The sequence below is a fragment of the Bacillus sp. DE0042 genome (genome assembly GCF_007680225.1).
GTDB lineage: Bacteria > Bacillota > Bacilli > Bacillales > Bacillaceae_G > Bacillus_A > Bacillus_A wiedmannii.
This window is the reverse complement of sequence record NZ_VEJP01000001.1, coordinates 331,695-347,219: the sequence shown is the minus strand read 5'-3', so window position 1 is coordinate 347,219 and position 15,525 is coordinate 331,695. Positions and strand designations below refer to the sequence as shown.

At 31.2% G+C, this 15,525-nt stretch carries 11 protein-coding genes and 2 pseudogenes; all 13 read left to right on the top strand.

What is annotated here, in order from left to right; genetic code table 11:
* The first annotated feature begins 96 nt into the window (after positions 1–96).
* The 13 genes and pseudogenes from hblC (at position 97) to FS802_RS01500 (ending at position 15,443) form a co-directional block, all read left to right on the top strand.
* Complete coding sequence (gene hblC / locus FS802_RS01565; RefSeq protein WP_144524836.1) at positions 97–1,416, top strand: hemolysin BL lytic component L2; 1,320 nt, start codon at positions 97–99, stop codon at positions 1,414–1,416.
* A 61-nt stretch (positions 1,417–1,477) separates the two neighbouring features.
* Positions 1,478–2,707, top strand: a complete 1,230-nt coding sequence (gene hblD / locus FS802_RS01560) for a hemolysin BL lytic component L1 (protein ID WP_144524834.1) — start codon at positions 1,478–1,480, stop codon at positions 2,705–2,707.
* Positions 2,708–2,738: 31 nt separating this feature from the next.
* Positions 2,739–3,872 carry a hemolysin BL binding component B gene (gene hblA / locus FS802_RS01555; RefSeq protein WP_098655185.1) on the top strand — a complete coding sequence of 378 codons (1,134 nt, stop codon included), beginning with the start codon at positions 2,739–2,741 and terminating at the stop codon, positions 3,870–3,872.
* A 511-nt stretch (positions 3,873–4,383) separates the two neighbouring features.
* Entirely contained in the window at positions 4,384–6,993 is a 2,610-nt protein-coding gene (locus tag FS802_RS01550) for a putative mucin/carbohydrate-binding domain-containing protein (protein ID WP_098655186.1), read from the top strand.
* A gap of 255 nt (positions 6,994–7,248) precedes the next feature.
* Positions 7,249–7,797, top strand: coding sequence for a fascin domain-containing protein (locus tag FS802_RS01540; protein ID WP_144524833.1), 549 nt, complete (start codon positions 7,249–7,251; stop codon positions 7,795–7,797).
* 1,337 nt (positions 7,798–9,134) lie between these two features.
* Positions 9,135–9,317: pseudogene (locus tag FS802_RS01530) on the top strand (VaFE repeat-containing surface-anchored protein); the annotation flags it as partial.
* A pseudogene (locus tag FS802_RS30885) lies at positions 9,306–9,425 on the top strand (DDE-type integrase/transposase/recombinase); the annotation flags it as partial. The pseudogenes FS802_RS01530 and FS802_RS30885, both read left to right, overlap by 12 nt.
* Positions 9,426–9,542: 117 nt before the next feature.
* Complete coding sequence (locus tag FS802_RS01525; protein WP_098655248.1) at positions 9,543–10,463, top strand: ABC transporter ATP-binding protein; 921 nt, start codon at positions 9,543–9,545, stop codon at positions 10,461–10,463.
* Entirely contained in the window at positions 10,456–11,193 is a 738-nt protein-coding gene (locus FS802_RS01520; RefSeq protein ID WP_098655249.1) for an ABC transporter permease, read from the top strand. Before FS802_RS01525 ends, FS802_RS01520 begins: the two co-directional genes overlap by 8 nt.
* Before the next feature lie 106 nt (positions 11,194–11,299).
* Positions 11,300–11,899: an undecaprenyl-diphosphatase gene (locus FS802_RS01515; protein WP_098655250.1), complete on the top strand. Its 600-nt coding sequence runs from the start codon at positions 11,300–11,302 to the stop codon at positions 11,897–11,899.
* Positions 11,900–12,712: 813 nt separating this feature from the next.
* Entirely contained in the window at positions 12,713–13,978 is a 1,266-nt protein-coding gene (locus tag FS802_RS01510) for an MFS transporter (protein WP_098655251.1), read from the top strand.
* 44 nt (positions 13,979–14,022) lie between these two features.
* On the top strand, positions 14,023–14,742 hold the full coding sequence (locus tag FS802_RS01505) for a 4'-phosphopantetheinyl transferase family protein (protein ID WP_098655252.1): 720 nt from the start codon (positions 14,023–14,025) through the stop codon (positions 14,740–14,742).
* Entirely contained in the window at positions 14,742–15,443 is a 702-nt protein-coding gene (locus tag FS802_RS01500) for a thioesterase II family protein (RefSeq protein WP_098655253.1), read from the top strand. Before FS802_RS01505 ends, FS802_RS01500 begins: the two co-directional genes overlap by 1 nt.
* Positions 15,444–15,525 lie beyond the last annotated feature (82 nt).

The following is a 15,525-nucleotide window of genomic DNA, read 5'->3' as shown; positions in this document are numbered from 1 at the left end:
TCTCTATCCTCAAGTATGTGTGAAGAAATCCTAACGTTAGGTTGTACAACATTTACGATTAAAACTGTAAAAAACAATAGTGAAGAGGTGTACGGAATGAAGAATAAAATTATGACAGGATTTTTAATAACATCAATCGTTACTGGAGCGACTATTCCTATCAATACTCTCGCAACGCCAACCGTTCAGGCAGAAACGAAACAAGAAAATATAGATATTTCCTCAGCATTACGAAAAATAGGTGCACACTCCAAATTAACACAAACCTTTATAGATGGAGCCTTAGCAAGTCCGAATGTGCAACTTGAAGAAGTTCCATCTTTAAATACAACTCAATTTCTAATTAAACAAGATATGAAAGAGTGGTCCTCAGAACTATATCCAAAATTAATTCTACTAAATTCAAAAAGTAAAGGATTTGCAACCAAATTTAATAGCTATTATCCAACATTAAAAGGATTTGTAGATAATAAGGAAGATAAAGAAGGGTTTTTAGATAGACTGGAAGTTCTTCAAGATATGACTATAACAAACCAAGAAAACGTGCAACGTCAGATTAATGAGTTAACAGATCTTAAACTACAGGTAGATAAGAAACTGAAAAATCTTGATACAGATGTGGTAAAAGCACAGAGTGTACTTAGTTCAGAGGGAACCGGAAAAATAGACAAGTTAAAAAATGAAATGCTAAATACAAAAAAATCAATTCAAAATGATTTACAGCAAATAGCATTATTACCAGGAGCTTTAAATGAACAAGGGCTAAAGGTATTCCAAGAAATTTATAGTCTATCAAAAGATATCATTGAACCGGCTGCTCAAACCGCAATAGTGGTGTATAACAAAGGAAAAGAAATAAACAATGCTATTGTAGAAGCAGAGAAGAAAGCAGAGCAAGAAGCAACAGAAAAGGGAAAATCAGTTATAGAAATTGAAGCTGCCAAAAAAGAAGCACGTGAAGCGATAGAGAAAAGTAAAAAAGGTGAAATTGCTGCAGCTGCAGTTACAAAAACGAAAGAGTATGATCTTATGAAAGTGATTGATCCTGAAAAAATTAAAAAAACATATAGTACCTTTGCCGAAATTAATAAACTAACAGCAGAGCAAAGAGCATATTTAAATGATTTAGAGAAACAAAATCAAAAATTATATGACTTAACAACTAAATTAACAGTAGCAGATTTACAAAAATCAATGATTCTTTTCATGCAAAATGATTTGCATACATTTGCTAATCAAGTAGATGGAGAGATTGAGCTAATGAAACGTTATAAAGAGGATTTGAATCTAATAAATAATAGTATTACAAAATTATCGAATGAAGTTGATACGAATAACACTCAGTCTCAAAAAGATACATTAAGACGACTAAAGAATGTAATAAATCAACTCGAAGAACAAGTTAATAAATTTTAATATTAAGAAATTAGGTTTAACAAAAAATTATAATGCAACTGAAAATAAGGAGGAGAATCAAATAATGAAATTTCCATTTAAGGTCATAACTTTGGCCACTTTAGCAACGGTTATAACTGCTACGAATGGTAGTACTATTCATGCACTTGCACAAGAACAGACAGCCCAAGAACAGCAAATAGAAAATTATGCGTTAGGACCTGAAGGGTTAAAGAAAGTATTGGCTGAAACAGGCTCTCATATTCTTGTAATGGATTTGTACGCAAAAACAATGATTAAGCAACCGAATGTAAATTTATCCAACATTGAATTAGGTTCAGGAGGGGGAGAATTAATTAAAAACATTCACCTGAATCAGGAACTGTCACGAATCAATGCAAATTACTGGCTAGATACAGCGAAGCCAAACATTCAAAAAACAGCACGTAATATTGTAAATTATGATGAACAATTTCAAAATTATTACGACACACTAGTAGATACTGTAAAAAAGAAAGATAAGGCGGGCCTCAAAGAAGGAATAGGGGATTTAATCGGTACAATTCATACAAATTCAAATGAAGTTACGGAAGTTATTAAGATGTTAGAAGCTTTCAAAACAAAGTTGTATACAAATACTGTAGATTTTAAAAATAATGTTGGAGGTCCAGATGGACAAGGGGGATTAACGGCTATATTAGCGGGAAAACAAGCACTAGTCCCACAACTTCAGGCCGAAATTGAGAATTTACGTTCTACGCAGAAAGCACATTTTGATAATGTATTAGCCTGGTCAATTGGTGGTGGATTAGGAGCAGCTATTTTAGTTATTGGAACGATTGCAGGAGCGGTAGTAATTGTTGTGACCGGTGGCACAGCGACACCAGCTGTTGTTGGTGGTCTAACAGCTCTAGGGGCAGCTGGTATCGGTTTAGGAACAGCAGCTGGTGTTACGGCATCTAATCATATGAACTCTTATAATGAAATTTCTAATAAAATCGGAGAATTAAGTATGAAAGCCGATCTTGCTAACCAAGCAGTTATTTCACTTACTAATACAAAAGACACGTTGACATATTTGTATCAAACAGTGGATCAAGCAATCATGTCTCTAACGAATATTCAGCAACAATGGAATACGATGGGAGCAAATTATAAAGATCTATATGATAATATCGACCAAATGCAAGAACATAAACTTTCTTTAATACCTGATGATTTAAAGGCTGCAAAACAAAGTTGGAATGATATTCATAAGGATGCAGAATTCATTTCAAAAGACATTGCTTTTAAACAAGAAAAAACAAATTAAAAATCAATATATATGTATAGGAGGAATTGAAATGAATAAAAACTTTCCTTATAAACTAATTGCTGTATCGACGTTTTTAACTGTGACAACAACTACTGTAGTTTCTCCAGTGGCAGCCTTCGCAAGTGAAAGTAAAATGGAACAAACTAGTACCGAAGATATATCTCTTTCTGTAAACAGCGAAAAGATGAAAAAAGCTTTGCAAGATGCTGGGGTATTTGCAAAATCTATGAATGATTACTCTTATTTGTTAATTAAAAACCCAGATGTTAACTTTGAAGGAATTGACATTAAAGGATATACAAATCTACCTAGTCAAATTCTACAAGATCAAAAGAATGCAAGAGAGCATGCTACGAAATGGGATTCACACATAAAAAAACAACTTTTAGATACACTGACGGGGATTGTAGAGTATGATACTAAATTCGACAATTATTATGACACATTAGTAGAAGCGATTAATGAAGGGGATGCAGACACATTAAAAGAAGGTATTACAGATTTACAAGGTGAGATTAAACAAAATCAAGCATATACACAGAATTTAATACAAGAACTAGCTAAGTTAAGAGATAGTATTGGAGAAGATGTCCGGGCATTTGGAGGTCATAAAGATATTTTGCATTCGATTCTGAAAAACCAAGCATCTGGAATTGATGAAGATGAAAAGCACCTAAATGAAGTTTTAGAGCAAGTTAGACATTTTAAACAAGTAGAATCAGATGGAATAATAACTGTATCAATTCCCTCAATTCCTACGTGGATTGCTGGTGGTGTAATGATAGGGGTAGCAAGAAATAATTTAGGTACATTAGAGCCGTTGTTAGCACAATTACGTCAGACTATAGATTATAAAGTAACATTAAATCGTGTAGTTGGTGTTGCGTATAATAATATTAATGAAATGCACAATGCGATTGGATCGGCTATTAATGCACTTACCTATATGTCTGCACAATGGCATGATTTAGATTCTCAATATTCGGGAGTGCTTAGTCATATTGATAAAGCATCCCAAAAAGCGGATCAAAATAAATTCAAATTCCTAAAACCTAATTTGAATGCAGCGAAAGATAGTTGGAAAACATTGAGAGCGGATGCGTTTACATTAAAAGAAGGGATAAAAACATTAAAAATGGATCCTATTTCTTCAAAAAAATAGCGGAATACGGTATTTGTTACAAGGGCATTTATACAGTTATAAAATGATTTTTTGTTCTTTATAAATTGAAAAGACGGAGGTATAATCAGGCCTCTGTCTTTTGTTTTATTGAAATATTTTTATAATTCCATCCTATATGTAGAAAGTAGTTATACAAGTTTGAATTTTTAAGGTGAATGATTTTTATGAATTTTTCCGTAAAACCTAATCTATGATTAGTGAGCTTTATATTCTTATTTTCCTAATTGAATACTTTTATACAATTAGATGGAAGTTAAGAATACTAAATCAAAACATAATAGGTTGTTATTGATGAGTTTATCGTAAAGTTGTTATTTTATGTGTCATCAAATAACATTTATAAACAATTAGAAATAAAGAAAAGGAGACTATTATGAGAAAAAATAGAGTATTAGATACAAAATAAATAGCGTAAATAGTTTTTGATGTAAAAACATGATAAATAAAATAATAGTCCTTACATGTACTAAGGGAAAATGAGGGAGATAATATGGGGAATAACTCAAAATATAAAACTAGAAAAATACTTGCAGCTACTGCTACAGTAACTATGCTTACGACTGGAATGGTTTCTTCATCAGATGTCTTTGCAGAGGAAACAAAGCAGCAAAAAAAAATATCGACATCATTGCAAGAGGAAAAGTCAGTTAAATCAGAAAACAGAATATATACAGTCCCAGGAAAAGGGGATGTTGAGATACTGAAACAACAGGAAAGAAAAAGTATGGCATTTAGTCCATATGAACCCACTGGTTTATATGCAAAGCCAAATGAACAAATAACGATTAATGTAGAAGGAAATCAAAATATTCAAGCATACATTGGAACGTATTCGTATGATGCTTCTTGGAGAGAAGATTCTAAAATAAAATTATTTACATTAAAACCTGGTATAAACACAATCCAATCTCCAAATGGGGGGATGATTTATTTTTATAATAAACAACAAGGTGGCACTATTCGAACAACAGTCACAACGGGTGGAGCGACTACTCCTTTCTTTGAACTAGGCAAACATACGAAACAAGATTTAATAAACATGCTGGACCAATATCCAAATGCACATGCAGTGGAGTTAAAAGGAGAACGTGTATTAATTACGGCCAGCCCGGCACGTGTTAAGAAATATTTGTTAGGTTCTAATACAGATCCTGTACAACTCTTAAAAAAGATGGATGAAGCTACTCGAATTCAAGACAAAGTAGCTGGATTATCTGAAGAACAAGCAGATAAACATTATATTCATTACGTAGAAGAAAATCATTCTCCTGATTATTATATGTATGCAACTTCTTATCGAACCGCATATGTGGGAGACGCAATCCAATACGTGTTAGATATTAATAAATTTATAAAAGATGGTTGGGGTCCATGGCATGAGGCAGGGCATTTGAGACAGCAATCACCTTGGAAGTTTTATAATATGACAGAAGTACAAAATAATATTTACAGCCTTTCTGTAGAAAAAGCATTTACATCTAATCAACCTTTTAGATTGCAACAAGAGGGTGCTTATACTAAGGCATTTCAATACTTAGAACAATCTAATAAAAATTATGATGAAATTAGTGATGCTTTTGTTAAGCTTGTTATGCTTTGGCAACTACAATTAGCATATGGAGAAGACTTCTATCCTAAACTGCATCAATTGTATAGAGATATGTCTTCTGATGAACTTCCACAAACAGATGAAAATAAAAAACAATTATTTATGATCTCAGCATCAAAAGTAGCCAAACAAAATTTGATGCCTTTCTTTGAGAAGTGGGGATTACGTCCAAATAATGATACCATTCAAAAAGTGGCTGCATTAGGATATCCAATTTTAACAGCAGAGATTTGGAAGGGTACTGATTCTAATCCGATTAAACCAAATGTGCCTAATGCAAATAATATTTTAGAAGGAAGACAGTTTGCGTGGTCAATGAAAGGAATTAGTGATTTCGAGTTTGCTAAAATCAATTTCAATAAGTCGGCAGAAGAAATGCAAGTGGACTTAAAAGCAGGCGTACCGCATCACTATTTTAATGAAACATATGCGAGTATTAAAGTACAAAATGCATCAGGCAAAGTAGTATACAAGAAAGACATTTATGGAAACAAACAACAAAATGCTGAATCGCAAAAAGTTCCAGTTAAAGTAGGGGATTATATTGAGTTAACACATCTAGAAGGTGTGCATAGAGCTACTTTAACAAATATAGATAATAGTAAACAAGAAAGCTTTGGAAAAAAAGCAATGTACGAAGTTACAAAAGAAGGCCTGAAAAAAGTAGAAAAAATGCCAGAATCAACAATTTTAGATGGGAATCAATTTGCATGGTCACTAAAAGGAATAAGTGATTTTGAGTTTGCTAAAATCAATTTCAATAAGTCGACAGAAGAAATGCAAATGGACTTAAAAGCAGGCGTACCGCATCACTATTTTAATGAAACATATGCCAGTATTAAAGTACAAAATGCATCAGGCAAAGTAGTATACAAGAAAGACATTTATGGAAACAAACAACAAAATGCTGAATCGCAAAAAGTTCCAGTTAAAGTAGGAGATTATATTGAGTTAACACATCTAGAAGGTGTGCATAGAGCTACTTTAACAAATGTAGATAACAGTAAACAAGAAAGCTTTGGAAAAAAAGCAATGTACGAAGTTACAAAAGAAGGTCTGAAAAAAGTAGAAAAAATGCCAGAAACAACGGTTTTAGACGGGAATCAATTTGGCTGGTCTTTAAAAGGATATAGTGATAGAGAGATTGCAAAAATAAATTATAATAGGGTAACAGAGAAAATGCAGGTGAATTTAGAGGCAGGCGTACCACATTCTTATTTTAATAATACGTATGCAAGTATCAAAGTACAGAATTCATCTGGTAGTGTTATGTACAATAAGGAAATAGTGGGAAATAGACAGCAAACTGCTGAAAGCCAAACTGTGCCAGTCAAAGTGGGAGATTATATCGAGTTTACCCATATAGAAGGGGAGGCAGTAAATGAAAAGACACGGGCTACACTTACTAACCTTGAGAATAATAAACAAGAATATATAGGCAAAAAAAGAATCTATCAAGTTACTTCAACGGGATTAAACAAAATAGATTAACATGAAAAACATTCAAATTATTAGTTAGATGCTTGATAGTCGTTCATTATGAACGGCTATTTAGCTTTTATTTAAAATAAAGTGAAATTAATTTTAAAAATATGTTTGAGAATAGAGCAATGTTTAGGTGCTATAGATTTGAGAAATAAGAAACAGAATAATAAGGTATTTGTTGATAAAGACTCTCTTGTATTACAAAATTTTACATATTTAGTATGATGTATATGAGTGCTATATATTAAGGGAGGATTGGGAATGAAGAGGTTCATAGCTCATGCAAATGGTAATAAGATCTTTAAAAAGTTAGTTTTAATGGTGTTACCAATGGTTCTAATGATAATGATGATAACCCCATCGAATGATGCATTGGCAGCCAGCCAATTAAATGCGTGTTTACTAAAAGGTGTGAATCTATTTAATGGAAGCTGGACTGTTGCTATACAAGCTGCAAATTTACAATATGTGTCTGCTGAGCCATCGGGAAATGTAGTAGCAAATCGTAGTGTAGTTAATGAATGGGAGAAATTTGAATTAATTCCGACTGGGGAATTATATACATTTGCTTTAAAAGCGAAAAGTAATGGAAAGTACGTTTCGTTTGAGCCAAATGGTAGAGTAGTAGCAGATCGTACATTAATCGGGGCGTGGGAAAAATTTATTTTATATAATGGTGGAGACAATAGGATATATGTATTACAAGCGTTAAGTAATGGTAGATTTATATCAGCAAATGGTGGTAGAGGATTAACAGCTAATAGTTATGTAGCTGGAAGCTGGGAAAGATTTGTTATTGTGTACTTCTAAATTTGGAAGTGTAATATTTCTAAATGATAATGACATGTTTAGTTAATAATAATGCATAATAAAATAAAGGATTAAGTACTTAAGACAAGTGTATATTTAGGTACAAAAAGGACTACAAGTAATTGTCAGTCCTTTTTGTATGTTAAATAAGTAACTGCTGTAGATGTAATAAGAAGAAAAAGAACCCTATAGGGTTCTTTTTCAAGGCATATTAACTGTAAGGAGAATCATGAAATGCTACTTCAAATCTTTATTAGGGGAAAGATTTTGAAAAAGCTTAACATACATCTATTTTTACATAAATGTAATATATAGTAAATTGATAATGTTTATACTTACTATTATTAATATTCAATTAAGATAGTTAACACTATGCTTATAGTGTTAACTAGTGTTTAGTGAAGTATACATTGAGATATCTAGTATTAGATTACAATTTTCAAAAAAGCTAATAGATTTATCATTTCAAATTTTAACTAAGATTTAAACGATTTTAATTGAAATTGGGTGTGTATTAACTCTTATAAGCTAATGAAAGTAAATAAAATAAACAAAGACCCTGTAAAAAAATACAGGGTCGGATACAGGGTTAAGGGAACGCATAGTTTCTTAAAAACATAATAGCATATATGTTTTGTATAGCTATATGAGGATTTTGACAAAATTAAGAACAAGACAGAAAATCTTTGAGAAAGCAAATATAGTGATAGAAATATGATTTGGAAGTGAACTATTTACATGTTGATATAGACGAAAAATCTTGAGCACCATGATCAAAGTGTCTTTAAATAAGAGGATTAGGTTAGTAAAATAGTTGAATCTTCCTGAAAAAGAAAAATTTTTTTTTAATTAAAAGAAGAAAAGACACCTTTTGAGAGTCTTTTCTTTTGGGGTACAGCTCACATATTGCTGAATTAGATACGAAACCATAATTCAACTATGAAATAAACAACTTAAGAAATTTTAACATAATCTGTACTGAAAAAAATATGTAATAGTGCACTTTTAGTCTTCAATTACTTTATCGGATATAGAACAGCAATATAAATAAAAAGGGGGTATGCAGTCGTATCTGCCGCCCTTTTTAGGAGGAATTCAAGACACCAATAGAACACGTATTGGTAAGCAGGTTCAAAAATAGTATATGTGATAAGAAAAAGTTCTATATAAAAAGATTACTGTAAACACCACAGCCTATGTGTATGTGAAATAATGAAGGGCCGTCCTATTGGATTGTTCTTCTCGTTTGAAGAATTAATATTAATATTCAAATAGTTTATCCATTAAATTTTGAATTTCACGTCTTTTTTTATCAATTGTATACTAATTATCCTCAATTATTAATTGATGGTAAGGAAGTAACTTTTGAGACTAAGTTTACTGCAAAAGAAAAGGATGTTTTTTAAACGTTAGCTATTACTTTCGTTTGTGTTGAACAGCAAGTGAGAGAAATAGTAGTGTTTGAAAATTTATTACATGAAGGTCAAGTAATTGCAACTTACGCTGACATTAATCAGATTTGGAAAAAGAAAAACAAATCTGCACACCATACTTGCCATCTAGATGAGACTTATATCAAAGTCAATGGAGAGTGGTGTTATCTTTATTGTACAATGGTGCAAGAAGGAGTCAATGATGACTAGTTAATTTCATAATTAAGAAATAGTTAAGAAATAGTTAAGCCTGGTTTAAAATTTGCTTTCTATACTAAAATCATAAGCATACAAGAAAGTTGGTGTTCTTACATGAGTGCAATAATAAAGACTACAAATTTAACAAAGATTTATGGCAATCAGAAATCAGTTGATAATCTTAATATAACCGTAAATCAAGGAGAAATATACGGTTTTTTAGGTCGAAATGGTGCAGGGAAGACGACTACAATTAGAATGTTATTAGGATTAATAAAACCCACCCATGGAAAGATTGAAATATTTGGAGAAGATTTATTTAAAAATCAAAAGGAAATCCTTAAAAGAATTGGGTCTATTGTTGAAGTTCCTGGATTTTATGAGAATCTTACAGCACGGGAAAATCTAATAATAAATGCAAAAATTATTGGGATACACAAAAAAAATGCAATTGATGAAGCGTTAGAAATCGTAGGATTGCAACATGAAACTAAAAAGCTTGTGGGTAAATATTCTTTAGGGATGAAGCAAAGATTGGGGATTGCTAGATCTCTTCTTCATTACCCAGAATTATTAATATTAGATGAGCCTACTAATGGTTTGGATCCAATTGGAATTAAGGAAATTAGAAGGTTAATAAAAAATTTGGCTAAAGAAAGAAAAATTACTTTATTGATATCCAGCCACATTCTATCAGAAATAGAACAGTTAGTAGATCATATGGGGATTATTCATGAAGGTAAGCTCTTAGAGGAAATCGAATTTAACAGCCTTAGAAAAAAGAATCGTAAATATATTGAGTTTCAAGTATCGAATGATAATAAAGCTACAACAATCTTAGAGAAGAACTTTGATATTTTCGATTATGAAGTTCATGATGAGGGGATTATTCGTGTTTATTCTAAGCTTGGACAACAAGGTGATATTAATAAAATATTTGTACAAAATGATATTCAGGTTTTGAAAATATTGTTGAGTGAAGACAAATTAGAAGATTACTTCACAAAATTAGTTGGAGGTGGAACAATTGGTTAATCTGTTATATACAGAATTATTAAAGCTAAAACGATCCCATATGTTCTTAATTAGTATTCTCGGTGCATCGGTGGCACCTTTTATGGTAGTAGTAGCATCATTTGTAAGTTTAAAAACTAAACATCCTACTCCTACTATTGTATTTAGTCAATTGTTTGGTGAAGTAAATTTATATACCGTTCTAATAATAGGAGTACCACTATATGGGGTTGTAACCGCCTACCTATTTATTCGGGAATATACAGAAGATACATTAAAGAATTTATTAACCATACCTGTATCACGTATAAATTTTCTAATCAGTAAAATCATACTTCTGTTTTCGTGGATTATGATGTTAACTTTTGTAGCATGGGTATTAACATTATTATTAGGGATAATATTTCAATTTGATGGACTAAGTTCATCCTTAATGAGGGAATCTTTTGTACAATTTCTGATAGGTGGATTATTACTTTTTATTTTATCATCACCAATCATACTTTTAACAATTGTGCTTAAGAATTACGTGCCGACCATTGTATTTACAGTTGTAATAACTATGATTAATTTAATGACGGCAAATTCAGAACATAGAGCATTGTTTCCATGGGCAGCAGCAGGAGATATTTCAAGAAATACGCTTCAGCCCACTTATCCTCCCGAGTACTCCTATATAGGTATATTCGGAACATCTTTTATTGGATTAGTGTTATTGATTTCATATTTTAAAAAGGTAGATATCCATTAAGAAAAATAACATGGGACCATCTAAAACTATTAGGTAGTAACATAAAGTAGTTAAAAAAATTATAATTAGCGTTTAATTTATATATATCGTAAGGAGGAGTTTGAAAATGTCTTTTTCTCAATTCAATATTGATGCTTTTCGAGCCGTTAACGATTTAGGCAAACAGTACCCATTTCTCAATTCTACTATGACGTTCGTTGCAGAATATATGGTATATTTCTTAGCTTTAATTATTGTAGTGTATTGGTTTACTCGATCTAACCAAAATCGAATGATGGTTGTTCAAGCAATGATTGCTTTTGTGACTGCTGAGGTTATCGGGAAAATAGCAGGAAAGTTTTATTCAAATTATCAACCATTTGCAGAGTTACCCAATGTTAATAAATTGGTAGAGCATGCTGTTGATAATTCATTTCCAAGTGACCATACAATTTTATTCTTTTCAATTTGTTTTTCATTTTGGCTTGTTCATAAAAAGATTGGTTGGCTATGGATCACACTTGCATTCTGTTTAGCTTTTTCTCGTATCTGGGTAGGAGTTCATTATCCTTTCGATGTTATGACAGGTGCTATATTAGGGATTGCTTCAGCGATATTTGCTTATTGGCTAGTACCAAAAGTTACTTTCTTGAAAAGAATACTTTCTATATATGAAAAAGGGGAAAACTACATTTTACCTGCAAAAGATAAATCAAAAAATTTTTAAGGAAAAAACATCTAAATTATAAGTAGCTTTTTGCCTATAGTGTTAGTTTGATGTTAGGTAAAGATGCAGCATTTTTAGGATAAGGAGTGGCTTAAACTTGCCACTTCAATTATCCTAGAATAACTGAGTAAAAATATGGTTTGTATATGTATCATAAATACGAACAACGTTTTCTTGGTAAAAATCTTTTCATTACAATTGTTTTTTGGAAGACTAAACCTCATAGACATACCCCACATCATTTTCACTTCAAAAATGAATTTCATACTTAAGTTAAAACAGTTACAAGGGATAGGATAACATTGGTGTTCATTCCTTTTAGTAATAATTGTGGATATACATAATTATTTTTTAGAAAAAAATTTACAGTAATATTACGTTTCTTAAAGAAGAAATAAAGTTATCTAAATTATTAAAAAATATGATTTATTGGTGATTTGAAAACTTGAGAAAATAATTGATTTATTATTTTGATTACAATATAAGGTAGTATTAGAATGTAGCGTGGAAAGGTAGGGAAAATAATTTGTATATCAAAAGGAGGATGCTTTTGGATAGTTATGTTTGGATTATGAATATCAGAATAAAAAACTATAAACTTTAATGAGTGGTAGTGTACATTTGGTCGTGCACTTCGCGATAGAAATCTTAATGATAAACTAGACCTTAAACCAGTGTGCTAAGGCTTCTAACCACAGGAACTGCGATGAACGTCAGAAATTATTAGCGATTTAGATATTCTACGTTTCAAACATAGCAAAGGCATTAAATGCTGAATAATTCAAATTAAGTCAAATTTAATGAGGAGCCCTTATGAAGAAACTTTTAGTTCTATTTCAAAATGGGAATTACTTGAGGCTATTTTTTGCATCTTTTACTTCACAAATGGGTAGTACAATTGGTTTAACCGCACTTATGTTTTATTTTTTAAATCGTTTTTCGCACCAACCTGCATATGCTACTATTACGGAGTTGATGTTGTCTTTGCCTACATTAGTAGTATTTTTTCTTGTTGGTGTAGTTACTGATAGGATTGATCGACAAAAAATAGCTCAAAACTGTGATTGGATTTGTTCTATATTATCGCTCTTATTATTGTGGTCTCTTTTTATAAACTGGATGCCAGTAGCATTTGCACTGTTATTTTTAAGGAGTATGGTAAAGAGCTTTTTTACACCTGCACAATCATCCCTTGTACAAGGTGTTTTAACAAGAGATGATTATACTACTGCAGTTGGTTTGAATCAGATGGTTACAAGTTTGTTTATGCTTTTTGGTAGTGGTATCGGGATTTATTGTTATTGGGTAATCGGTATTTATGGTGCAATCTTAATTGATGCAATTAGTTTTTTTATTAGTGGTCTTCTTATAAAATCTTGTAGAATGTCAGAAGAAATTCGTATGCCAAACGGAAAACATAATATCAAAGATTTGAACATTTCAATTGTAATGAAGGATTTTGTGAAGGGAATACGTTATATTTTCAACCACAATTTGTTACTTACGCTTATCTCCGGATTTATAGTTTTCGGAATTTTAAATGGAGGGCTTTCAGTGATGCAGGTGTTTATTTTAAAATACAAACTAGCCCCAAGAAACTATGAAGAAGTTTCAATTATATTAAGTATAGTCTTTGGTATAGGAATTTTACTTGGTAGTGTTATAGCATCTATACTTTCTCAAAAAATAAAGCTTTATCATTTACTTATTTTAGCTTTGTTTATTGGAGGAGGAGCGATTATTTTGAGTTCATTAGTCAATACAGTTTGGCTGTATATTATTTGTACGGGCATAGTTGCCCTAGCACTTCCGATGATTAATGTAGCTATTGGAGGGTGGATTCCAAAAATAGTAAATCCCAAAATGATGGGAAGAGTACAAGGTTGTATTAATCCTTTGATGATGTTATCACAGTCACTAACCTTATTTTTTATTGCAGGATTTTATCCAGGTATTCTTGCAGTTGAAACTCTTTTTTGGATAGTAGGCGGATGTTTAATATTTGTAGGAGTTTTTTACATGATTAGCATTCCACGATTTATGGAAGAAGAAAAATCAGTTAGCATAACGCTCGAATAATTGTAGTTGATCAATTAACTTAACTAGGATTTGTGAGGGGTTTTATGGAGATTTGTGTTGTCAAAATTAAAGATATAAATGATCAAAAATTAGAAAATATTTGTTCGCGGATAGATGAAGAGAAAAGATATAGAATAAAAAAGTTTATTAATAAAAAAGATAAAATTAGAACCTTGATTGGTGAGTTACTAGTAAGGACTTTAACAAATAAAAAGCTTAAAATCGGTAATGAAAGAATAGTATGGGGGAAAAATCATTATGGAAAACCTTACTTAAATGGGTATCCGAATTATTACTTTAATATTTCACATTCAGGGGAATTTGTAGTATGCGCAATTAGTAATAACCCTGTTGGAATTGATATTGAACAAATAAAACAAATTGAATACGAAGAAATAGCAAAAAGTTTTTTTTGTGATAGTGAATATGCTTATATACAAAAAGGTGATGTTAATCATCAATTAAGGAAGTTTTATGAGGTATGGACATTGAAAGAGAGTTATATTAAATGCTATGGAAGCGGATTATCAATGTCACTAAAATCATTTTCTATTAAAATAGATAGTCACAAAGCTGTTCGTATACTTTCCGATAATGGAGAAAAAAGTAATTCTTATTCAATGGCGATTTTTGATATAGAGTCAGAATACAAAATGGCTGTATGTTCATTAAATGAAGAAATTTCAAGTAATATAACAGTGATTGATCAAGATAGTATTATTAATGATTTTTACAAACTTTTATCAGAAAGTGGTGCATTCTAATGAAGTTATTTTGTTTACCATATGCAGGAGGATCAGAGGCATTATATTATAAATGGGGTGATTATCTAAGCCCATCTATAAATCTATGTCCAGTACTGTTAAAGGGAAGAGGGAAAAGATTTAATGAACCATTTTATAATAGCTTAGAAGAAGCGGTAGATGACATTTTTGATAATATTCGGGATAAAATAGGTGAGGAAGATTATGCAATTTATGGACATAGTATGGGGAGCCTATTAGCGTATGAATTATACTATAAAATAATAAGAATGGGCTTGAAGAAACCTAAGCATATCTTTTTTTCCGGATACAAAGCACCGAGTGAAAGGGAAAAGAAGGAGATAACTTATAATTTACCAAATAACGAGTTTAAAAATAGAGTTATAGAATTAGGGGGAACACCAGAAGAATTAATTCGTAACGAAGAATTGTTCGATTTTTTCATCCCTTTACTAAAACATGATTTTAAAATAGTTGAAACATATGATTATAAGGAAAAAGCAGACAAAATCACATGTGATATCACTGTATTAAACGGAAAAGAAGATTTAATTAGTCTAAAAAGTATAATAGGTTGGAAGAAGCATACTTGTGGAAATTTTAAGATTTATAATTTTGAAGGGAATCACTTCTTTATAAATAACAACGTGGAGAAAATTGTAACGATAATAAATGATACGTTAGCTGAAGTTTTAAATTAGATTCTTCTGAGATATACCACTAGTTATTCTTGTTTATTCATTTTCTTAATTATGTGCTGTAGTAGAGTTATCTGTAACGTGA